The 20,340-nt window shown below is 70.0% G+C and carries 22 protein-coding genes and 1 pseudogene; 15 read left to right on the top strand and 8 right to left on the bottom strand.

Annotation, left to right across the window (positions count from 1 at the left end; translation table 11 throughout):
• Window positions 1-235: 235 nt before the first annotated feature.
• The gene (locus tag ACZ4U4_RS09480; protein ID WP_467870821.1) at window positions 236-1,213 is read right to left on the bottom strand and encodes a 2-hydroxyacid dehydrogenase; all 978 of its coding nucleotides are present in this window, start codon (window positions 1,211-1,213) and stop codon (window positions 236-238) included.
• A gap of 87 nt (window positions 1,214-1,300) precedes the next feature.
• Between ACZ4U4_RS09480 and ACZ4U4_RS09475 the strand changes: the two genes are divergently transcribed.
• Together ACZ4U4_RS09475 and ACZ4U4_RS09470 are read left to right on the top strand one after the other, a co-directional pair.
• Window positions 1,301-2,332 carry an aldo/keto reductase gene (locus tag ACZ4U4_RS09475; protein ID WP_467870818.1) on the top strand — a complete coding sequence of 344 codons (1,032 nt, stop codon included), beginning with the start codon at window positions 1,301-1,303 and terminating at the stop codon, window positions 2,330-2,332.
• Between the two features lie 445 nt (window positions 2,333-2,777).
• Window positions 2,778-3,935 (top strand): PQQ-dependent sugar dehydrogenase, encoded by a 1,158-nt coding sequence (locus tag ACZ4U4_RS09470; RefSeq protein WP_467870816.1) that lies wholly within the window; start codon window positions 2,778-2,780, stop codon window positions 3,933-3,935.
• A gap of 78 nt (window positions 3,936-4,013) precedes the next feature.
• Here ACZ4U4_RS09470 and ACZ4U4_RS09465 read toward each other — a convergent pair whose 3' ends face one another.
• Window positions 4,014-4,697, bottom strand: a complete 684-nt coding sequence (locus ACZ4U4_RS09465; RefSeq protein WP_467870814.1) for a hypothetical protein — start codon at window positions 4,695-4,697, stop codon at window positions 4,014-4,016.
• A 137-nt stretch (window positions 4,698-4,834) separates the two neighbouring features.
• Complete coding sequence (locus ACZ4U4_RS09460; protein ID WP_467870812.1) at window positions 4,835-6,838, bottom strand: phosphocholine-specific phospholipase C; 2,004 nt, start codon at window positions 6,836-6,838, stop codon at window positions 4,835-4,837.
• Window positions 6,839-6,859: 21 nt separating this feature from the next.
• On the opposite strand from ACZ4U4_RS09460, the gene ACZ4U4_RS09455 reads away from it, so the two are divergent.
• The 13 genes from ACZ4U4_RS09455 (at window position 6,860) to ACZ4U4_RS09395 (ending at window position 15,521) form a co-directional block, all read left to right on the top strand.
• The gene (locus tag ACZ4U4_RS09455) at window positions 6,860-8,434 is read left to right on the top strand and encodes a recombinase family protein (protein WP_467870809.1); all 1,575 of its coding nucleotides are present in this window, start codon (window positions 6,860-6,862) and stop codon (window positions 8,432-8,434) included.
• Window positions 8,435-8,602: 168 nt separating this feature from the next.
• Complete coding sequence (locus ACZ4U4_RS09450; protein WP_467870806.1) at window positions 8,603-8,851, top strand: hypothetical protein; 249 nt, start codon at window positions 8,603-8,605, stop codon at window positions 8,849-8,851.
• Complete coding sequence (locus tag ACZ4U4_RS09445; protein ID WP_467870804.1) at window positions 8,848-10,281, top strand: DNA primase family protein; 1,434 nt, start codon at window positions 8,848-8,850, stop codon at window positions 10,279-10,281. Before ACZ4U4_RS09450 ends, ACZ4U4_RS09445 begins: the two co-directional genes overlap by 4 nt.
• Before the next feature lie 319 nt (window positions 10,282-10,600).
• The gene (locus tag ACZ4U4_RS09440) at window positions 10,601-10,852 is read left to right on the top strand and encodes a hypothetical protein (RefSeq protein WP_467870802.1); all 252 of its coding nucleotides are present in this window, start codon (window positions 10,601-10,603) and stop codon (window positions 10,850-10,852) included.
• Window positions 10,845-11,267, top strand: a complete 423-nt coding sequence (locus ACZ4U4_RS09435) for a hypothetical protein (protein WP_467870799.1) — start codon at window positions 10,845-10,847, stop codon at window positions 11,265-11,267. Before ACZ4U4_RS09440 ends, ACZ4U4_RS09435 begins: the two co-directional genes overlap by 8 nt.
• 29 nt (window positions 11,268-11,296) lie before the next feature.
• Window positions 11,297-12,142 (top strand): phage major capsid protein, encoded by an 846-nt coding sequence (locus ACZ4U4_RS09430; RefSeq protein WP_467870796.1) that lies wholly within the window; start codon window positions 11,297-11,299, stop codon window positions 12,140-12,142.
• A gap of 623 nt (window positions 12,143-12,765) precedes the next feature.
• A complete protein-coding gene (locus tag ACZ4U4_RS09425; RefSeq protein ID WP_467870794.1) occupies window positions 12,766-13,008 on the top strand; it encodes a hypothetical protein in 243 nt (80 codons plus the stop codon).
• Window positions 12,980-13,504 (top strand): DUF6879 family protein, encoded by a 525-nt coding sequence (locus tag ACZ4U4_RS09420; RefSeq protein ID WP_467870791.1) that lies wholly within the window; start codon window positions 12,980-12,982, stop codon window positions 13,502-13,504. The genes ACZ4U4_RS09425 and ACZ4U4_RS09420 overlap by 29 nt, the downstream gene beginning before the upstream one ends.
• A gap of 15 nt (window positions 13,505-13,519) precedes the next feature.
• Window positions 13,520-14,368 (top strand): helix-turn-helix domain-containing protein, encoded by an 849-nt coding sequence (locus ACZ4U4_RS09415; protein ID WP_467870788.1) that lies wholly within the window; start codon window positions 13,520-13,522, stop codon window positions 14,366-14,368.
• A 288-nt stretch (window positions 14,369-14,656) separates the two neighbouring features.
• On the top strand, window positions 14,657-14,845 hold the full coding sequence (locus ACZ4U4_RS09410) for a hypothetical protein (protein ID WP_467870786.1): 189 nt from the start codon (window positions 14,657-14,659) through the stop codon (window positions 14,843-14,845).
• Between the two features lie 26 nt (window positions 14,846-14,871).
• Window positions 14,872-15,105 (top strand): hypothetical protein, encoded by a 234-nt coding sequence (locus tag ACZ4U4_RS09405; RefSeq protein WP_467870783.1) that lies wholly within the window; start codon window positions 14,872-14,874, stop codon window positions 15,103-15,105.
• Window positions 15,106-15,174: 69 nt separating this feature from the next.
• A complete protein-coding gene (locus ACZ4U4_RS09400; protein ID WP_467870781.1) occupies window positions 15,175-15,321 on the top strand; it encodes a hypothetical protein in 147 nt (48 codons plus the stop codon).
• Window positions 15,322-15,326: 5 nt separating this feature from the next.
• Window positions 15,327-15,521: a hypothetical protein gene (locus ACZ4U4_RS09395; RefSeq protein ID WP_467870778.1), complete on the top strand. Its 195-nt coding sequence runs from the start codon at window positions 15,327-15,329 to the stop codon at window positions 15,519-15,521.
• Between the two features lie 95 nt (window positions 15,522-15,616).
• Here the strand turns inward: ACZ4U4_RS09395 and ACZ4U4_RS09390 are convergent.
• The 5 genes and pseudogenes from ACZ4U4_RS09390 to gatA form a co-directional block, all read right to left on the bottom strand.
• Window positions 15,617-15,814: pseudogene (locus ACZ4U4_RS09390) on the bottom strand (twin-arginine translocation signal domain-containing protein); the annotation flags it as partial.
• Between the two features lie 182 nt (window positions 15,815-15,996).
• Window positions 15,997-16,902 (bottom strand): TIGR03620 family F420-dependent LLM class oxidoreductase, encoded by a 906-nt coding sequence (locus tag ACZ4U4_RS09385; RefSeq protein WP_467870775.1) that lies wholly within the window; start codon window positions 16,900-16,902, stop codon window positions 15,997-15,999.
• Between the two features lie 175 nt (window positions 16,903-17,077).
• The gene (gene gatB / locus ACZ4U4_RS09380) at window positions 17,078-18,586 is read right to left on the bottom strand and encodes an Asp-tRNA(Asn)/Glu-tRNA(Gln) amidotransferase subunit GatB (protein WP_467870772.1); all 1,509 of its coding nucleotides are present in this window, start codon (window positions 18,584-18,586) and stop codon (window positions 17,078-17,080) included.
• Window positions 18,587-18,602: 16 nt separating this feature from the next.
• Entirely contained in the window at window positions 18,603-18,836 is a 234-nt protein-coding gene (locus ACZ4U4_RS09375) for a hypothetical protein (protein WP_467870952.1), read from the bottom strand.
• A gap of 5 nt (window positions 18,837-18,841) precedes the next feature.
• On the bottom strand, window positions 18,842-20,335 hold the full coding sequence (gene gatA, locus ACZ4U4_RS09370; RefSeq protein WP_467870769.1) for an Asp-tRNA(Asn)/Glu-tRNA(Gln) amidotransferase subunit GatA: 1,494 nt from the start codon (window positions 20,333-20,335) through the stop codon (window positions 18,842-18,844).
• Window positions 20,336-20,340 lie beyond the last annotated feature (5 nt).

The raw sequence follows: 20,340 nt of genomic DNA, 5'->3' as shown, positions 1-20,340 counted from the left end.
CTGCCCTATTCCCCCCGGTGCTCGTGGATCGCGTGTCTCGCGGTGTGCCCATCGGCCGTACATCGCCCGTCGCCCCCCTCGCGTTCCGGATGCTTCACGGGCGCCGCTTGCCTCGTCGGCGCCGTCCCCGCTCGGGACGATACACCAGATCGGTCACTCAGGGATATAGGTTCTCTACAGAGCGTAACTATGCGTGAAGTGCAGACACGCAGCGCATTCATACGGCCCCGTAGCGCTACTCCCGGGCATTCCGCTCCGCCGTGGCGACGGTGTTCCGCAGCGGCCGGCCGGCGGCGAAAAGGGTCAGCTGGTCACGGAGGAGCCGCTTAGCACGGGGCAGAAAAGCAGAACTGGGGCCACCGACGTGTGGAGTGATGAGCACACCGGGGGCGCGCCAGAGGGGGTGCGTGGCCGGGAGCGGTTCCGGATCGGTGACGTCGAGTGCCGCCCGCAGCCGCCCGGACGTCACCTCGGTGAGCAGCGCGGCGGTGTCCACGACCTTGCCGCGCGCGACGTTCACCAGCAGGGCGCCGTCCTTCATCCGGGCCAGGAAATCGCGTCCTACCAGGCCACGGGTGTCTTCGGTGAGCGGTGTGGCCAGTACGACGACATCGGCGTCCGGCAGGAGGTCACCGAGCGCGGGGAGTGGATGCACAGGGCCGCGCACGGTCTCACGCGCGGTGCGCGCGAGGCGCGTCACCCGCGCGCACTCGAAAGGAGTGAGCCGGTCCTCGATGGCACTGCCGATCGACCCGTACCCCACGATGAGAACGGATTTGTCGGCCAGCGCGGGCCGGAATGCGGGGGACCACTTGCCCGCGTCCTGGGCGCGGACGAAGTCGGGGACGCCGCGGAGTGCGGCCAGGATGAGCGTCAGTGCCAACTCGGCGGTGCTGGCGTCGTGCAGCCCGCGGGCGTTGCAGAGCCGGGTGCCGGGCGGGAGTTGGCCGAGGGCGGGCAGAATGTGCTCGACGCCGGCGGTCAGCGTCTGCACCACCCGCAGTCCGCTCATCCGGGCGAGCGGCCGCAGCGATGCCGATACGTCCTTCATGTACGGCACGGCGTAGAACACGCAGTGGGCGGGGTCGGCGGGGTACTCGGGGCCCGCGTCCCAGTGGACGTAGTTCAGGCCCGTGGGGAGACCGTCGATCTCTTCCGGGGGAATCGGGAGCCAGACGTCGTGCGGGCTGCCGTGCGGGTCTGCGGTTGCCATGGTCCGAGGCTATGCGAAGGACCGTTCCTCCAGACGTTAGTTTGGTCTGGCCCTTGACCGGGGGCGAGGGGACGGAGGCACGACCAGGTGGAGCGCAGGACAATCGGCGCGGCAACGCTCGAAGTAGGCGCAATCGGGCTCGGTTGTATGCCGATGAGCTGGGGGTACACCGAGTCGCAGCGGGACTTCGAGAGCTCGCTGCGGGCCGTGCACACCGCGCTCGACCGGGGGTGCACCCTGCTGGACACCGCCGACATGTACGGGCCGTTCACCAACGAGCTGCTGGTGGGCCGGGTGCTCAAGGAGCGGCGGGCGGACGCGTTCGTCTCGACCAAGGGCGGGCTGCTCGTGGGTGAGCAGCACATCGTCGCCAACGGGCGGCCCGGCTATGTGAAGCGCGCCTGTGATGCCTCGCTGCGGCGGCTGCGGACCGACCACATCGATCTGTACCAGCTGCACCGCGCGGACCCGGAGGTGCCGATCGAGGAGACCTGGGGGGCGATGGCCCAGCTGGTGGCCGCGGGCAAGGTGCGGTCGCTGGGCCTGTGTGCGGTGGGCGCGCGGGCGCTGCGGCCGACGCGGACGGACCGGCCGGTGCCCGGGGGCGGGCGGCTCCCCGGGGCGCGCACCCACCAGTTGACGCTGCGTCAGCTGGAGCGGATCCAGCAGATCTTCCCGGTCAGCAGCGTGCAGGCGGAGCTGTCGGTGTGGTCGCCGGAGGCGCTGGACGAGCTGGTGCCGTGGTGCGAGTCGCGCGGGGTCGGCTTCCTGGCGGCGATGCCGCTGGGCAACGGCTATCTGACCGGCACCCTCACACCGGGCCAGGGCTTCGAGCCGGAGGACATCCGGGCCCGCCATCCGCGCTTCACCGCCGAGATGATGGCGGCGAACCAGCCGGTGGTGGCCGGGCTGCGCCGGGTCGGCGCCCGGTACGGCGCGACGCCGGGACAGGTCGCGCTGGCCTGGGTGCTGGCGCAGGGCCGCCATGTGGTGCCGGTCCCGGGGACGAAGAAGGAGCGCTGGGCGGTCCAGAACGCCAAGGCCGCCGACCTGGTCCTGGACCGCGCGGACCTGGCGGAGATCGCATCCCTGCCGCCGGCCCGGCGCTCCTGGTACTGACGCGGGAGCGGGGCCTGCCGGCGGCTGCCGGGCACCGGTCGGGCGGAAGCCCCGTCCCTCGGTGCGGGCCTGACGCCGCCTCACCGCACGACGAACCCTGACGTCACGCCGTCCGCCCCGCGCGGCGCCCCCCGTACCGCCGCCGTGGTGGGCGTCCGTGCGTCGGCGGAGGGAATCGCGGTGTGGGCCGCCGCGTGGTGCGGTGCGGGTGTGGTGTCCTGGGGCGGGGCCGGGCTGCCGGGCGTTCCGGGTATCCGCGCAGCCGTACGGGCGGCCCCGCCGGCCTGGTGGCCGACCGGCCGGCTGCGGTCCGCCTCCCGACATCGCCGGGCCCGGCGCCTTGGGAGCGTTCGGTGGCCGGACGGCGCGCGGGCCCGGCGTGCGCGCCGCCCCGGTTCGGGCCGGGGCCGCCCGTGCACCGCTCCCCCGACGAGAGGAACCCGCCGTGCCACACCGCCCTTCGACCGCCGTGACGGCCGCCGCCGTGCTGCTCCTCGTGGCGGGCTGCTCCGCCGAGGGGGCCCGTCCCGTCCCGGGCGCGCCGTCCCCGGAGCGGTCCGCCGCCGCGGTCACCGGGCCGGGGCAGGCCGCCTCCCCGCCGCCCGCCAAGGGGTCGGCCGAGGTGACCCGCACCCTGGCCACCGGGCTCGACACCCCCTGGGGCGTCGCCGCGCTGCCCGGCGGCGATCTGCTGGTGGGCTCCCGCGACAAGGGCACGATCACCCGTGTCTCGGCCCGCGACGGGCACAAGACCGAGGTGGGGTCGGTGCCCGGTGTCGCCCCGGGCGGCGAGGGCGGACTGCTGGGGCTCGCCGTCTCCCCGTCCTTCCGCGGCGACCACCTCGTCTACGCGTACTTCACCACCGCCTCCGACAACCGCATCGCCCGGCTGCACTACGACGACACCCGGCACACCGGTGATCAGCTGGGGGCGCCGAGCGTGGTGCTCCGGTCCATCCCCAAGGGCCAGTTCCACAACGGCGGCCGGCTCGCCTTCGGGCCGGACCGGATGCTCTACGCGACGACCGGGGAGACCGGCCGCAAGGAGCTGTCGCAGGACAAGAAGTCCAAGGCGGGCAAGATCCTGCGGATGACGCCGGACGGCGCGCCCGCCCGCGGCAACCCCGATCCCCAGTCGGTGGTGTACTCCTACGGCCACCGCAACGTGGAAGGTCTCGCCTGGGACCGTGGAAGGCGGCTGTGGGCCTCGGAGTTCGGCGAGGACACCTGGGACGAGCTGAACCTCATCGAACCGGGCCGCAACTACGGCTGGCCGGCCCGCGAGGGCAAGGGCTCGACCCACGGCGGTTACGTCAACCCGGTGCTCCAGTGGAAGCCCGCCGACGCCTCGCCCAGCGGGCTGGCGTACGCCAAGGGGTCCCTGTGGATGGCCGCGCTCCGCGGTGAGCGGCTCTGGCGCATCCCGCTGAACGGGGCGAAGCCGGAGGCGGCCCCGCAGGCGTTCTTCACCAAGCGTTACGGGCGGCTGCGGACCGTCCTGCCGGCGGACCACGGGGCGCTGTGGCTGGTGACGAGCAACACGGACGGCCGGGGGCACCCGCGGAAGGGCGACGACCGGATCCTGCGGGTGGAGGTCGGCTGACGGCCCTCCCCCGGCACGCCCGAAGGCCCACCGGAGCGGACCGGTGGGCCTTCGGGGCGTCCGCAGCGGCTGGGCGCGTCAGCCCGCGGGGGCCTGCTGCATCGGGGCCTTGGGGATGGTGGGCAGGCTCGCCAACAGGTCGAAGTACATGCCCGCGGAGATGAGCAGCCCGAGGACGCCGAGCGCCAGACCGCCCCAGGCGACGGCGCGGGTCCAGGTGGCGCGCGGCCGGTTGACGAGGACCGCGGCGCCGATGGCCACGGCGAGCAGCGCGAAGACGCCGTTGATCAGTGCGGTGGTGTGCCAGGGCGCCCCGTAGACGGTGGCGATCTGGTCGGTGGCCTTGCCGGACTGGAGCTTGATCTGCCCCAGCAGGGTCTGCCGCTCGGCGAGCAGCGTGCCGAGCCAGGTGCCGGTCACGGAGGCGAGGCCGAGCCCCGCGGCGACGACGGCGCCCGCGCCCCGCTTCACCCCGGTCGGGGCGGGGGCGGCGCCGTCCTGGTCGGCGGCGTCCGCGGTGTCCCCGGCGTCCTCCGTGTCCGCGGCGTCCGCGCCGGTGCCCTCGGCCGGGTCCGCACCGCCCTGCTCCTCGGTGGCGGACGTGGTCGACGTGGCGGTCGCCGCGTCGTCGCGGTCTCCGGCCGGGGTCTCGGCGTCCTTCCCCTCCGTCCGCGGGGTCTCCGTGGCGGTGTCCCCCGTCACGGACGGGTCGTCGGTTCGCGTCGCGTCGCGCTCATCGGTCGTCGTCCTGGTCGTTCCCATGGGCGCGACCGTAGGGGCCGCGTCTGAGAGCGGGATGAGAGTCGGATGAACGCGGGGACAGCGAGGGGCGTGGGAGCGGGACGGGAGCCCGGTCGCACGGGGCCGCGCCGTGCGACCGGGCCCCCGTTGACGTCCCGTCAGCCCGTCACCGACTCCGCCCCGTTCTCGATGTGCCCCATCAGCCGCCGGCGGAACGATGTGTCCTCCGCCGCCGTCAGCTCCAGGTCGTACCAGCCGTGGGCGGCGGCCGCCGCATGGGCGACGGTGCGGGTGGATCCCGCCCGCACCGTCAGCGTGCGCGGGGCGGCGTCGCCGTAGGCGAGCGGGGCCAGGGTGAGGGTGAGGTCGGCGGAGCCGCCGTTGACGACGGTCAGATGCAGTTCGCGGCGGTCCGCGTCGAGGCGGGTGCGGACGGCCACCGCTGCGGCGGCGCCCCGGGCGCTCCCGGCGAACTCCCGGCGGAAGCCGTTCGGCCCGGTGACGGTGAAGCGGTACGCGCCGTCCTTGACCGGCACGTCCCAGGTGCCCTTGCCCGCCACGTCGCGGTGCTGGGGCGTGGCGTACTCCTTCGCGTACGGGTACAGCGCCAGATGGGCGGAGGCCGCGCCGTCGTTGCGGACGGCCAGCCGGAAGAGGCCGGCGTCCGCGTCCAGCGCGCCGTCGGCGTCCGGCTGGTAGGGCAGCGGGCGGGCCGGGCGGACACCGGGCTCCTGCGCCGGGAGGGCCTGGTGGGCGGGGGGCTGCGGCGCCCAGCGGCCGCTGAACGGCGGGATCGCGCCGGGCTGCGCGACCGACGGCTGCCTGCGGCCGCGGCGGAAGTCGAACGCGCCGGTCAGATCGCCGCAGACGGTCCGCCGCCAGGCGCTGATGTTGGGCTCGCGCACCCCCGTCCACTTCTCCAGGAACCGGGTGATCGAGGTGTGGTCGAACACCTGCGAGCAGGCGTAACCGCCCACCGTCCACGGCGAGATGACGAGCATCGGCACCCGTATGCCCAGGCCCGTCGGCTTGCCGTCCCAGAACTCCCCGTCGGTCCCGGGCGGCGGCACCGGCGGCGGGACGTGGTCGAAGAACCCGTCGTTCTCGTCGTACGTCAGGAAGAGCGCGGTGTGCCGCCAGACGTCGGGGTTGCGGCCGAGGGCGTCGAGGATCTTGTAGACGATGGTGGCGCTGGCGACCGGCGAGGAGGAGCCGGGGTGCTCGGAGTCGGCGGCCGACGGGACGATGTACGACACCTCGGGCAGCTTCCCGCTCGCCACGTCGGCGGCGAACGCGGTGGCGGTGGAGTCCGGCTCCCCGCGGCGCAGCGCCCGCTCGAAGAGGCTGCGGTCGGCCGCGCCGAGCGTCTGGACGCCCTTCTCCAGCCGGGCCAGCAGCTCCTTGCGTCCGGCGGCGTCGGCGGCGGCCACCTTCGCGTAGAAGGCGGTCATGTTCGCCGCGCCGTCCACCTCGGCCAGCGCCTTCCTCGCCACCGCCTTGAAGCGCGCGTAGAACTCCAGGTTGTTGTCGGTGAAGTTGTCCCACTCCTGGTAGATCCGCCAGCTGTGCCCGGCCTTCTCCAGCCGCTCCGGGTACGTCGTCCAGGTGTAGCCGGGGTGGTTGTCCTCGTCGTAGGCGTCGTTGCCGACGGCCCGCTTGCCGCTGCCCGGCTCGAAGCCCGTCCAGCCGCTTACCAGGTGGTTGCGGTTGGGGCTGGTGGAGGAGTGGATGGCGGAGTGGTACGCGTCGCAGACGGTGAAGGTGTCGGCCAGCTCGTGGTGGAGCGGTACGTCGCGGCGGTCGTAGTGGGCCATGGTGGCGGCGGTCTTGGCGGTGACCCAGTTGTTCATCCAGCCGTCGTTCCACGCCTTGGCGCCGCCGTCCCACTCGTGGTTCAGCGCGCCGATGTACTGGAGGTCCTTGTGCTGGGCGGCGGCCGCCTCGCGCACCGAGAAGGGCAGGACGGTGCCGACGCCGAGCAGCCCCGGCTGCTCGAAGACGGAGCGGCCGCCGGGGAGTTCGACGGCGTTGCGGTCGGCGTAGCCGCGGACGCCGCGCAGGGTGCCGAAGTAGTGGTCGAAGGATGGGCGAAGCCTCCTGTAGGTCCCGCCTGAGCTGGGAGAACGGCTGTCACGGCCCCCAGTGCAAGGCCGGGAACGCACTTTCCGGAGGAGCACCCGACCATGAGCACGGCCACCGCCACGCCCCCGGCCGACCCGGCGAAGCTGGTTGACCTGTACTGCCGCAAGTCCAAGGACCTGGGAGAGGACGACCCCCGCCGGGAGCTGTCCACCGACTCCCAGGAGATGCAGGGGCGACGGTGGGCCGCGCGGGAAGGGCTGACCGTCCGCAAGGTCTGGACGGACATCGCCTCCGGCTTTGACGAACGGGCCAAGCGCACCGACTTCGACGGCGCGCTGTCGGCGCTGGCGGACGGTGAGGCGGGCGCGCTGTGGTGCTTCACCCTGGACCGCTTCAGCCGCAAGGGCGCCGAGGACCTGCTGAAGGTCATCGGCAAGTCCCGCGTGTTCTTCGACCTGGAGCACCTGGACTCGATGAATCCGTTCGACCGGGAACGGATCATCACGGAGGCGGAGCGCGCCCGCTCGTTCTCCATACGCTTGTCCGCCAACGTCCGTCGGACCAAAAATCTCCAGCGCGAACGAGGACAGTGGGTATCCGGTCGACCGCCCTACGGCCTCAAGGTCGGGGAAGGCCGGAAACTCTGTGCCGACGACGCCCCGGCGGGCGGCGGCTTCACCAAGGGCGAGGCCGCGACCCTGACCCTTGAGAAACTGGCCGTCGGTACCTCCGGTCCGGACGTGGTGCGGTTGCTGGACGGGCACGGTATCGCCGGGCCTACAGGAGGCGGCTGGGCCCTCTCCACCCTGTACGCCATGGCCAGGCATGTCGCGTACGCCGGGTGGCAGGTAGCCAAGGTGGACCAGCCGTCCGGCCGGGTGCGTGTCCCCTATATGGGCAAGGACGGCAAGCGGGTCCGTGTAGGCGTGGCGCTGGTCTCGGATGACATGCTTCGCAACGCCCAGGCATCCCTGGCGGGCAAGACCGTGTTCCCGGCCCCGGCGGGCAGCACCACGGCACAGCACCTGTTGACCGATCTCCTGCGGTGCGCGGGCTGCGGCCGCTCCATGTCCCGGGTCGGCCGGTCGTACGCGTGCTGGGCCCGGTCGCAAGGATCGATCTGCAATGCCCCGGCGTCGGTATCCATGGCCGCCGTGGAGCGTTACGTGTGCTTCCTATGGGTGGAGCGCATCAGCGCGGCACGCATGGATGATCCGGTGTTGCACGCCGTGGCACAGCGCTGGGCGGCCCTGTCGGCACCGGAGATCACCCAGGAGGGGCAAGAGGCCAGGGCGGCCCTGGCCGCTGCGGAGAAGCGGCTTCGGCGCCTCCAGCAAGACCGTCAGAACGGCCTTTACGACGATCCGGAAATGGCCCGCCTGTACCCGTCGGCGCTGCGGGAGGAGTCAGCCCGTGTGGCGGAGGCTCGCAAGCGTGCGGAGCCGTTCGCCGCGCGGACGTTCGACATCGGGATCGCGACGGACTGGGACGCGCTGAACGACTCGTTCAGGGATGCGAACGTGGCGGTGAAGCGCGACCTTATCCGGCTGGCCATCGACCGCGTGACCGTCACCCGCGCTCCCTACCAGGGCGCCAAGTTCAACGGTGAGGCCCGTTGCCGCATCACTTGGGCCACGTCGGAGGCCAGCAACGACGCCAGGGCCCTGGCAGCGTAGGCAGCACTCGATTCTCTTCAAGGCCCCGGTGAGGCCACGACCCGCCGGGGCCTTTCGTATGCCCGCCCGGTCTCGCCGGGGGCCGTGAAGCACGACGGTGCACCGGGGTGTCACGCCTCCCAGTGCATGGCGAGTGATACCAACGCCGTCCCAGAAAGGGAATACCGCATGGGAGCCACGGCGCCGCCGAGTCGCGTGGAACAAGCACACGCGCGGATCACCGCAGTGATCACGTGGCTGGAAGACGCGCTAGGGGATATCGATGACCTTCTCTACGAGCAGACGGTTTTCAAGGACCCGTACCCAGATCCTGCTATCGGAAATAATCCCCACACCAGCCCCCGAAGCAGAAAGAATTCGGGAAGCCGCCGCAAGGTGATCGAAGCCTACAAGGGAAATCAGGGAGAGCAGTGGTGAAAACCGATCCCAAATGGCAAGACCGCCTCTCAAACAAGGAAGGAATTCGACACGTTGACTACGCACACTTCTGCGCGGATCGATTCAACGGACGCTTGCGTTTCTCCCCACAACTGGGCTGGATGCAGTGGAACGGAAACGTCTGGGAAATAGGCCACAAGCAGGCCCCCGCCATGGACGGCATGACCAAGGTGAGTAACGGCCTACTTGCCGAAGCGGGAAACGGCGGCGCTGAATGGCTGGCAGAAGCGGCAATGAACCTGCGCAGGGCGCACCACCGTAAGGCAATTGCCACGGAGTTGGAATCCCTATCAGAACTACACGTGAAAGCCTCAGAGGTAGACGCGCACCCGCATCTGCTCACATTCGCCAACGGTATCGTGAATCTTGATACTGGAGAATTCCAGTCGCCATACCCTGAGTGCCTACTCACGCAGGCCGCACCGACGAATTATGCCCCGGAAGCCGAGTGCCCGCGATGGCTTCAGTTTCTGAACGACGTGTTCCCCGGGCAGCCGGAAGTCATCGACTACATGCAAAAATTGATCGGGTACGGGATAACAGGCCACAACCGTGAGCACGCATTCGCGGTATGGTTCGGCGACAAGGGACGCAACGGTAAAGGCACCATCATACGCGCACTGAAGAATGTTTTCGGCCCCAGCATTGTCAAAGACGTGGATTTCAGCGTCTTCGAACGCGGCGGAAATTCGCACACCGAAGACATCGCCCGAATGCGGACGGCTCGCATCGTCACGGCATCTGAAGGTAGCGAGGGCACGCCGATGAACGACGAACTCCTCAAGCGCCACGCGGGTGGAGACTCCATACAAGCCCGGCACCTGTATCGGGAGACGTTCGAGTACGTCCCCCGGTACTTGATTGTGCTGCTGTCCAACTACCTCCCCCAGTTCCAAAGCCAGGGTGCAGCCATCTGGTCGCGTGTGCGGGCCGTGGAGTTCACCGAATCGTTCGCCGGGCGAGAAGACAGAAACCTGGACGACAGGCTGGCAGAAGAAGCAGAAGGGATCGCGGCGTGGTGCGTCCAGGGCGCCGTCCGCTACTTCCGTGAGGGACTTGACTCCCCGGAAGCCGTCAGCGCGACCACGCGAAAGCACAAGGAATCCGTGAACCCCCTGGCTTCCATGATCGACGACCTTTTCATCTTCGACCCAGACTCCAAGGTCCGCCGGGCGGAATTCAACCAGGCACTCAAGGAGTGGAAGGACGCGAACGGCATTGCGCGAAACCGCTTCACGCCGCAGTTCACCAAGTTCCGACTTGGCGAATCCGGTGTTCGTGAGACCAAGGTCGATGGCGTCTGGTATCTCGCCGGTATCCGACTGACGAAGGAGTACGGCGGGGTGTCGCCCCTGCCCGGCTCCCCGGCCGCGCCGCCCGACGGCCCCCGCATCTTCGCCGCGGCTTGACCTCGCTACAGGGCAAAAAAGTAACCCATCTCAAAACCCCTATATACGTGTAAGGGGGTTTGCGATCGGGATACTTTTTTGCCCTGCCTGAGGTAGAGAAGGCGCGGCATCCCGGCAAAAGCTCCTTGGCGGGTCGGGGTGTTCGTGCTGTCACGGCCCCCAGTAAATGGATATGGGACGAACTCCGCGCCACTTAGGGGTTCTCCCGCCCGGCGGCGACCGGGTGCGCTCCGCGCAATCAACCGGCCACCCAACCTCGCGCCCCGGTACCCCGGGGCGTGGGGTTTTCCCATACCCGGAAGCACTCTTGGAGGTTCCCTTGATCCTTGATCGAATCAACCTGTCGCGTCAGCTTATTGGTGCCCTTGGTGACGCCTGCTGGCTGGCGGCGGAATCCGGTATGCGCGATCGGTTCTCCGATTTCTCCAAGCTGCGGGAGAAGGCCGCCAAGGACCTTGGCGAAGTGGTCCGCAATGCCTACAACAACGGCGGTATTACGGAGCAGCAGGCCAAGGACTTCATGCGCCCGATCTACTCCGCCGCGAACGAGGTGCAGCACGCCAGTGCCTGAGCACGCCGAGAAGGCCATTAACGTCCACGCGGCAGCTTCGGAAGCCGAGGTAATCCCGGAGGCGTCCGAGACGGGCCCTGGCCCTACAGAGGAAGACACGGGGCCCAACACGGAAACGCTCCAGGCGCGCGTCCGTGAACTGGAGGAGGAGCGAGACCGCCTCGCAGCCGAGAGGGCCGAACGGGACCGCGCGGACGCCATGGCGGCCGTCGTGAGTCGCTACGAGCACATCACGGCGGAGATCGTCCAGGCCCTTCCTGACGACCTGCCCACGGATCGCCTGGAGGTCGTCGCGGGCGCCGTGAACCGGGCCATGCACGCGGCCTTGAACCCGCCCGGCATCGGGCACGGGGGCCTCACCCCATTCGAGGAACGCCGGGCCACCTGGGACGGCCTGTTCCGCACCGCCCTCTGAACCCCGAACTACCAAGCAAGGAAGCTCATTTGTCGCTCCTCACCACCACCCCCGGCGTCTCCGGCATCACCCCCGACGACTACGGCCCGCTGATCGTCCAGCCCGTAGAGCGGCAGAGCGTCGCGCTCCAGGTCGCCAACAAGCTCAAGACGGACCGCACCAAGGTCCACATCCCCATCGTCCACACCGACGCGGGCGCGTCCTTCGTGGCGGAGGGCGAAGAGATCGCCGCCACCGATGCCGTCATGGGGGAACTGGAGGTCGTCCCGGCCAAGTGCGCGGGCCTGTCCATCGTGTCGAACGAACTCGCCGAGGACAGCGACCCGGACGCCCAGAAGCTCGTAGGCGACGGCTTGGCCCGTTCCATCGCGGGGGCCCTGGACCGCTCATTCTTCGGCGCCCTCTCCGCCCCCAACCCGGCGGGCCTGGAGGCCGTGGACGGCGTGGGCACCGTGAACGCCGGGACGAAGTTCACCAACCTGGACGCCTTCCAGGAGGCCATCAACCGCGCGGAGGACGTGGGCGCCACGATCACGGCGTTCGCCGCGAACCCCGTGGACGCGCTGGCCCTGGCCCAGCTCAAGCAGGCCAAGGACAGCAACGTTCCGCTTCTGGGCTCCGACCCGACCACACCGACCCGGCGAACCATCCTCGGCGTGCCGCTGTACGTCTCCAACGCCGTGACCGCCGGGACCGTGTGGGGCATCCCGCGCGACCGCGTGATGGTCGTCATGCGGCGGGACGTGGCTCTGGACGTCTCCAAGCACGTCCGGTTCACCCGCGACCAGGTAGCCATCAAGGCCACAATGCGGGCAGCGCACGCGTTCCCGCATCCGGAGGCAATCCAGCGGATCAGCCTGACCAAGGCGGCGTAACGCCGACGGCGGCTCGGCGGAGGTGGGTGTCCAGGCGACGGCCGGTCGGTCGGCATCCAGGCGAGCTGGGTTAAGCGCTCCCTACTTGTCGGCCATCCATACCTAGGAGTGGATGGCCGATAGGTAGCCCGCAGTGTGCATCAGGGCACCCGTTCGACCTGGGGGATACCCCCACCCACAGCGACAGAAAGACCGAAGCGTGATAGCGCCTCGGAATCTGTACGGGTTCCAAGGTCCGCGAGAGCCGGTAGCCCGCTGCCTGGCGGCCGCCTGAACTGGGGAAACATGCTTGTTGCCGTTCCGCGGAAACGGACTTAACCAGGATTTCAGCCACTCCCCCGCCGACTGGGCCCCTTGCCGCTTCATGAGCGGTAGGGGCCCTCCAGCGCTTCAGGAGCCTTCGGATCGAAGGCCCGACCCACGCCGGCTGGAGCGTTCACCCATGCGTGCCACGGGATTTGGCGCCTACGATTCGCAGGCTCCGTAAGGCGCGGACCGGCCTCGGTAGCCGCCCACCATGGGCGCGCCGGGGCTTTTCCGCGCCATGAGGTCCTTGACGTGCCGCGCCGTGCCGGGTGAGCCTCGTAGAACCTTGTGGAAGCGACTACGCATCGGAGGCAGGCATGGCCTTACTGTTCATCGCCAAGGACCCGGAGACTGACGGGGCGAACTGCCCCACGGTGTGGGTGGATGACGAAAAGCAAGAGATCGTGGTGCAGGGGTGGCAGGCCGAGGCCGAGACGCTGGCGAAGTGCCTGGAGACCGGCCCGATCCCTGACAGTGAAGACGTAGTTCGGCTCCCCCTTCGCATGGTGGCCGCGATCAGGGAGGCATGTGATGTGGCAGAGCGCGCCGCCGTTCGGTGAGTTGCTGGCTAGCTGCCAGCGGTCAGCGGTTCACCTGGAGATGCGGGACCACTACGACGACCCGGACGAAGCGCCGCGTGTCGCCGCCTGGAAGGCAGGCCACCGACCGGACCCTGACGACCGGGAGTCGTGGTGGCGTCCGTGGCTCGACCTGGTGTCGGAAACCGCCGCCCGTGGGGTTGTCATCCGCCGGGCCCGGATCGTGTCGGAGCCGGTGAGCGAGTACACCCGGTACCTGTACGACGGCACGTTCACCAACGTTGCCGCCGGTGAACAAATCCGCTGGCTGTCGCGCCGGAACGCGTCGGACATCGCGCTGCCGGGGAACGACTTCTGGCTGTTCGATGACCGGCTGGTGAGGTTCGGCTACTTCTCCGGGGAGGGCGCCTACCTGGGGGATGACGTCACCGACGAGCCCGACGTGGCGAAACTGTGCGCGTCGGCGTTCGAGGCCGTGTGGGAGCGGGCCACGCCCCACGACCAGTACAAGATCTGAGGTCCCGACCAGCACATGCCCGCGTCCCCCTCTTCCAGCGTTCAGGATGCCCGAAAGGCGGTCGCCGCCCGGCTGCGGGAGATGCGCCGGGACGCGGGCCTCAGTGCCAGGGAGGTGGCGAACAGGACGGGCTGGTACCCGTCGAAGGTGTCGCGCCTTGAGAATGCGGTCACCCCGCCGTCCGACGCCGACGTATACGCGTGGTGCCGGGCCTGCGGCACGGAGGACCAGGCCGCCGACCTCATCGCCGCTACCCGGACCGCTGAGGACGCGTACGTCGAGTGGCGGCGGTTGCAACGGACCGGGATGCGCCACTTGCAGGAGTCGTACGTGCCGTTGTTCGAGCGCACGCGGGTATTCCGCGTGTACTGCTCCAACGTCGTGCCGGGGCTGCTCCAGACCGATGCGTACGCCCATGCGCTGCTGTCGTCCATCGCTCGCTTCCGAGGAACACGCAACGACATCTCCGAGGCCGTGAGCGCCCGCATGGAGCGCTCCCACGTCATCCGTGAGGGAAACCACCGCTTCGCGCTGCTCGTCGAGGAGGGAGTTCTACGGCATCGCGTAGGCGACGCTGCGGCGATGGCCGGTCAACTGGGCTACCTGCTGTCGGTCATGGCGCTTCCGTCCGTCTCGCTCGGCGTGATCCCGTTCACCGCCGAACGGAGCATGTGGATGACGGAGACGTTCAGCGTTTACGACGAGGAACAGGCTCAGGTCGAGTTGTTGACCGCTCAGGTGAATGTGACCGCGCCGTCCGAGGTGCGGCAGTACCTCAAGGCTTTCGGAGAGTTCGCCGGACTCGCCGTCTACGGGGCCGCAGCACGGGCCCGTATCACTGCCGCGATCGACGCGCTGGAGTGAAGGCGTAGAACTTTATAGAACTTCCTAGGTTCTGACTGCCGCCGGTCCTTAGCGTCGTCTCGCAGGCGACAGGAGGGCCGGGGCCATGAAGCAGCCGATCACGTATGCACAACCACCGGTAGAACTCCCGATGTTGGAGTGGGAGGAACCGCAGGGCGACCACGAGTGTGGCGTGTGCCGGGCCTTGGTCAGGCAGCGTGAGGAAGCACGGGGTCGGGGTGACATGTCCCGGGTGTCCGACTGCAACGTGGAGATCCGTCAGCACCCCCACGGAAGGACGACCGGGGCATGACTGCGACCGACGAACTGGAAGGCGTGGTGGCAGGCACCGTCGGAGACGACGTGCTCACCGTGCACAAGCTCATCCGGGACGGTGGCAGCCTCCGCCCTCGGTGCGATGGCGGACAGTCCAAGGGCCAGGCCGTCCAATGGCTGCGCGCCGTGAACTGTCCTGCCTGCCTGACGGATGGCGAATGACGTTCAAGGCGTGGAGAGGAAGGGCAATGAGTAAGCCGCTTCACCAGCGTCGGCCCAAGGGCACTGGGCGCGGCACCAGCATCGTGGACAAAGACCGCCAGGCGGAGACCGCCCAAAGGGCGCGCCAGGACGACCTGTTGACCCGGATGCAGGAGCGCATCAACAACAAGACGGCTCCCGTCGGAATGCCCCAGGAGTCAAGCGGAGCGTTCCGGCGGGACGGGCGCCGCGCCCACCTCGGTGGCGGAGCCCTGGACTGATCAAGCGGCCGGGGCGGGCCGCAGATGCTCGACACGACGATGCAGCTTCATACCGGAAGGAGCGAAAGAATGGGTAGGAAGGACTTCGAGAACGCGGGTGAGCCGTGGGATCCCCAGGCGAGCCAGGGACAGTCGACTGACCCGGACAGCCGTGTCTCCCAGAACGGCGACGTGCACAGCGCCATGGCGGACGACAAGGACCGCGAACAGGAGTAGCAAGGATGATCCACGGTGAGCACCTGGCGGACGACCTCAAGCGCGATCACGGGTTCATGCGGTGCGAACTGATCCAGGACGGCAAAGCCGTCGTCATGCGGAAGCCCGGCAGCGACCGCTGGACCGTCGTACCGCTCCGGTGGCTCACCACTGACGCCGTGGACGTCATCAAGACTCAGGCCGGAATCACGCTGGTCTGAGTCGCCCCCACGATTGCCCCGTCCGTACGTCTCCCCCGTGGCGTACAGGCGGGGCGTTTCTGCTGGTCAACGTAGACTTACAGGAGGCTTCAACCGTCCAACGACCGGTTCTCCTGCATCAGCACGACGACGTGCCGGATGTCGCCCAGCTCCCCGCCGCGCCGTCCGGGCCGCGCCGCATCGGCGGCCAGCGCCTGCTGCAGCGACGGCGGCAGCAGCGACCCCACGGCCGCCACGCCCGCCGCCGCGGCGCCCGCGCCCAGGACCCGCCTACGAGATACCTCCGGTGCCACGCCCGACCTCCCAGTCGACAGTCGACGGCCTTCGGCCGGGCCGTCGAGAGGGTGCGACGGGGACGCTAGTGGCACGGTGTGACGTGCGACAGGTATCGAGGTGACAACTTGGGGAACACGTGACCGAAACCGGTCGGCGCGGGCCCGCCGCGGACCGGTCGGCCGTACGGGCCCGTGGCGGCTCAGTCGGCGAGCAGCGCCGGTGCCAGCTCCTGGAGCTGGCCGAGCCCCGGGTCCGCGTCCGCCGTCAGCGGCTGGACGGCGACATGGTCGGCGCCCGCGTCGAGGTGGTCACGGACCCGGCGCCGGATCGCGTCCGCATCGCCCCAGGCCACCAGCGCGTCGACCAGCCGGTCGCTGCCGCCGCCCGCGAAGTCCTCGTCGTCGAAGCCGAACCGGCGCAGATTCCCCACGTAGTTCGGCAGCGTCAGATAGCGGCTCACGTAGTGCTCGCGGGCCAGGGCGCGGGCCGTCGCCGGGTCGCTCTCCAGCAGCACCGCCTGCTCGGGCGCGAGCAGCGGGCCGTCGCCGAGGACCTCACGGGCGTGGACGGTGTGCGCCACCGGCACGAAGTACGGGTGGGCGCCGGACGCCCGGTCCCGGGCCAGCTCCAGCATCTTCGGGCCGAGCGCCGCCAGCACCCGGTCGGGCTCCGCCGCGGGCGCCGGGCCCTCGTACGCCGCACCGTCCATCGCGTCGAGGTAACCGCGCATCGCGGCCAGCGGCTTGGCGTAGGTGTGGCCGCGCGCGCCGACGAGCGGGGCGTGGCTCGCGCCGAGGCCCAGCAGGAAGCGGCCGTCGTACGCCTCCGCCAGGGTGCGGGTGGCGGCGTGGGCCGCGGCGGCGTCGCGGGCCCAGATGTTGGCGATGCCGGTGGCGACGGTGAGCCGTCCGGTGGCGCCGAGCAGCAGCCCGGCGTGGGTGAACGCCTCCTTGGAGGTGGACCCCTCCCCCACCCACAGAGCGCCGTAGCCGAGGCGTTCGATCTCGGCGGCGGCCTGCCGGCCGATCACCGCCGGCAGGCGGCCGAGACCGCCGTGCCAGACACCGACGCGGCCGATCCGGGTGGCGAGAGCGTGCTGGGACACCGTTCCTCCAGAGGGTCAGGGGACGTCCGCGTCCCGTTCCGTGCGCTCTACAGCGTCCCCGGCCCGCCCGGCATTCCTTGATCGGCAGAGGAGTTCGTGGAGAGGCCGTACGCGAACGGCGGCCGCCCTCCCGGAAGTTCCGGGGAGGCGGCCGCCGCTCGCGTGCCGGGAGGCGTCAGCCCTCGACGCCCAGCTTCTCCAGGATCAACTCCCGGACCCGGGCCGCGTCGGCCTGGCCGCGGGTGGCCTTCATGACCGCGCCGACCAGGGCGCCCGCCGCGGCGACCTTGCCGCCGCGGATCTTGTCGGCGATGGCGGCGTTGCCCGCGATGGCCTCGTCGACGGCGGCGCCGAGCGCGCCCTCGTCCGAGACGACCTTCAGACCGCGCTTCTCGACGACGGTGTCCGGGTCGCCCTCACCGGCGAGCACACCCTCGATGGCCTGCCGGGCCAGCTTGTCGTTGAGGGAACCCTCGTCGACCAGCGCGGCGACCCGGGCGACCTGCGCCGGGGTGATCGCCAGCGCGGACAGCTCGACGCCGTCCTCGTTGGCGCGGCGGGCCAGCTCGCCCATCCACCATTTACGGGCGGCGGCGGAGCCCGCGCCCGCCTCGATGGTGGCGACGATCAGGTCGACCGCACCGGCGTTGAGGATCGACTGCATGTCGTGGGCGCTCACGCCCCACTCCTCGCGCAGCCGGTTGCGGCGCACCCGCGGCAGCTCCGGCAGGGCCGCCCGCAGCTCCTCGACCCACTCGCGCGCGGGGGCCACCGGCACCAGGTCCGGCTCGGGGAAGTAGCGGTAGTCCTCGGCGTTGTCCTTGATGCGGCCGGCCGTGGTGGAGCCGTCCTCCTCGTGGAAGTGCCGGGTCTCCTGGACGACGGTGCCGCCCGAGGAGAGGACCGCGGCGTGCCGCTGGATCTCGAAGCGCGCCGCCCGCTCCACGGAGCGCAGCGAGTTGACGTTCTTCGTCTCCGAGCGGGTGCCGAAGGTCTCGGTGCCGTTCGGGCGCAGCGAGAGGTTGACGTCGCAGCGCATCTGGCCCATCTCCATGCGCGCCTCGGAGACGCCCAGGGCCTTGATCAGCTCACGCAGCTCGGCGACGTACGCCTTGGCGACCTCGGGGGCCCGCTCGCCGGCGCCCTCGATCGGCTTGGTGACGATCTCGATGAGGGGGATGCCGGCGCGGTTGTAGTCCAGCAGGGAGTGGGACGCGCCGTGGATACGGCCGGTGGCGCCGCCGACGTGCGTCGACTTGCCGGTGTCCTCCTCCATGTGGGCGCGCTCGATCTGGACGCGGAAGACCTCGCCGTCCTCCAGCTGTACGTCGAGGTAGCCGTCGTAGGCGATCGGCTCGTCGTACTGGGAGGTCTGGAAGTTCTTCGGCATGTCCGGATAGAAGTAGTTCTTCCGGGCGAAGCGGCACCACTCGGCGATGGAGCAGTTCAGCGCCAGGCCGATCTTGATCGCCGACTCGACACCGATCGCGTTGACGACCGGGAGGGAGCCGGGCAGGCCCAGGCAGGTGGGGCAGGTCTGCGCGTTGGCGTCGGCACCCAGTGTGGTGGCGCACCCGCAGAACATCTTGGTCTTGGTGCCGAGCTCGACATGGACCTCCAGGCCCATGACGGGGTCGTAGGACGCGAGGGCGTCCTCGTACGACACCAGGTCAGTGACTGTCACGGTGAAACTTTCCCTCTCAGCCCAGCAGGACGTCGCCGTCGCCCAGGCGCTTCAGTTCGCGGTAGAGGATCGCCAGGCCGGTGACGATCGCCGCGGCGGAGACGCCGGCGTCGATCAGCCGCAGTGTGTCGTGCTCGCTGCGGGCCTCGCGGGCCTGCCTGAGCACGCCGAGGGCACCGAACGCGGTGGTGCCGATCGACAGGTACACACCGGACTTCGACTTCTTGAAGTTCTTCGCCTTCTTGCCGATCTTGCTCACAGTGACGGTGCCTCCTCCAGCAGCGGGTGGCCCCACTTTTCCACGAAGGCGGCCTCGACGGCGGCTCCGACCTGGTACAGCCGGTCGTCCTTCATGGCGGGGGCGATGATCTGCAATCCGACGGGCAGGCCGTCCTCGGGCGCCAGGCCGCAGGGCAGCGACATGGCGGCGTTGCCGGCGAGGTTCGTCGGGATGGTGCACAGGTCGGCGAGGTACATCGCCATCGGGTCGTCGGCGCGCTCACCGATCGGGAAGGCGGTGGTGGGCGTCGTCGGGGAGACGATGACGTCGACCTTCTCGAAGGACGTGGCGAAGTCCTGGGTGATCAGCGTGCGGACCTTCTGCGCCGAGCCGTAGTAGGCGTCGTAGTAGCCGGAGCTGAGCGCGTAGGTGCCGAGGATGACGCGGCGCTTGACCTCGTCGCCGAAGCCGGCCTCACGGGTGAGGGCGGTGACCTCCTCGGCGGACTTCGTACCGTCGTCGCCGACGCGCAGGCCGTAGCGCATGGCGTCGAACCGGGCGAGGTTCGAGGAGCACTCGGACGGTGCGATCAGGTAGTACGCGGAGAGTGCCAGGTCGAAGGAGGGGCAGTCCAGCTCGACGATCTCGGCGCCGAGGCTCTTGAGCAGCTCGACGGACTCGTCGAAGCGCTGCAGGACACCGGCCTGGTAGCCCTCGCCGCGGAACTGCTTGACGACGCCGACGCGCAGGCCCTGGACGGTGCCGTTGCGGGCCGCCTCGACGACCGGCGGGACCGGCGCGTCGATGGAGGTGGAGTCCAGCTCGTCGTGGCCGGCGATCGCCTCGTGCAGCAGCGCCGCGTCCAGGACCGTACGGGCGCAGGGGCCGCCCTGGTCGAGGGAGGAGGAGAAGGCCACCATGCCGTAGCGGGAGACCGCGCCGTAGGTGGGCTTGACGCCGACGGTGCCGGTGACGGCGGCGGGCTGGCGGATGGAGCCGCCGGTGTCCGTGCCGATGGCGAGCGGCGCCTGGAAGGAGGCGAGAGCGGCGGAGGAACCGCCGCCGGAGCCGCCGGGGATCTTGGTGAGGTCCCAGGGGTTGCCGGTCGGGCCGTAGGCGCTGTTCTCGGTGGAGGACCCCATGGCGAACTCGTCCATGTTGGTCTTGCCGAGGATGACGACGTCGGCGTCCTTGAGGCGCTTGGTGAGCGTCGCGTCGTACGGCGGGATCCAGCCTTCGAGGATCTTGGAGCCGACGGTGGTGGGCATGGACTGCGTGGTGAAGATGTCCTTCAGCGCGAGCGGGACACCGGCCAGCGGGCCGAGCTTCTCGCCGCGGGCGCGCTTCTCGTCGACGGCGCGGGCCTGGGCCAGCGCGCCTTCGCGGTCGACGTGGAGGTAGGCGTGCACCTTCTCGTCCACGGCCTCGATACGGGCCAGGTGGGCCTCGGTCACCTCGACGGCGGTGACCTCGCCGGACGCGATCTTCGCCGCGGTCTCGGCGGCGGTGAGCTTGATCAGGTCTGCCATGTCGG

The sequence above is a fragment of the Streptomyces sp. NPDC029159 genome, from assembly GCF_055564055.1.
Note: the sequence above shows the minus strand (reverse complement) of the source record. Positions and strands in the feature narration are given on the sequence as shown.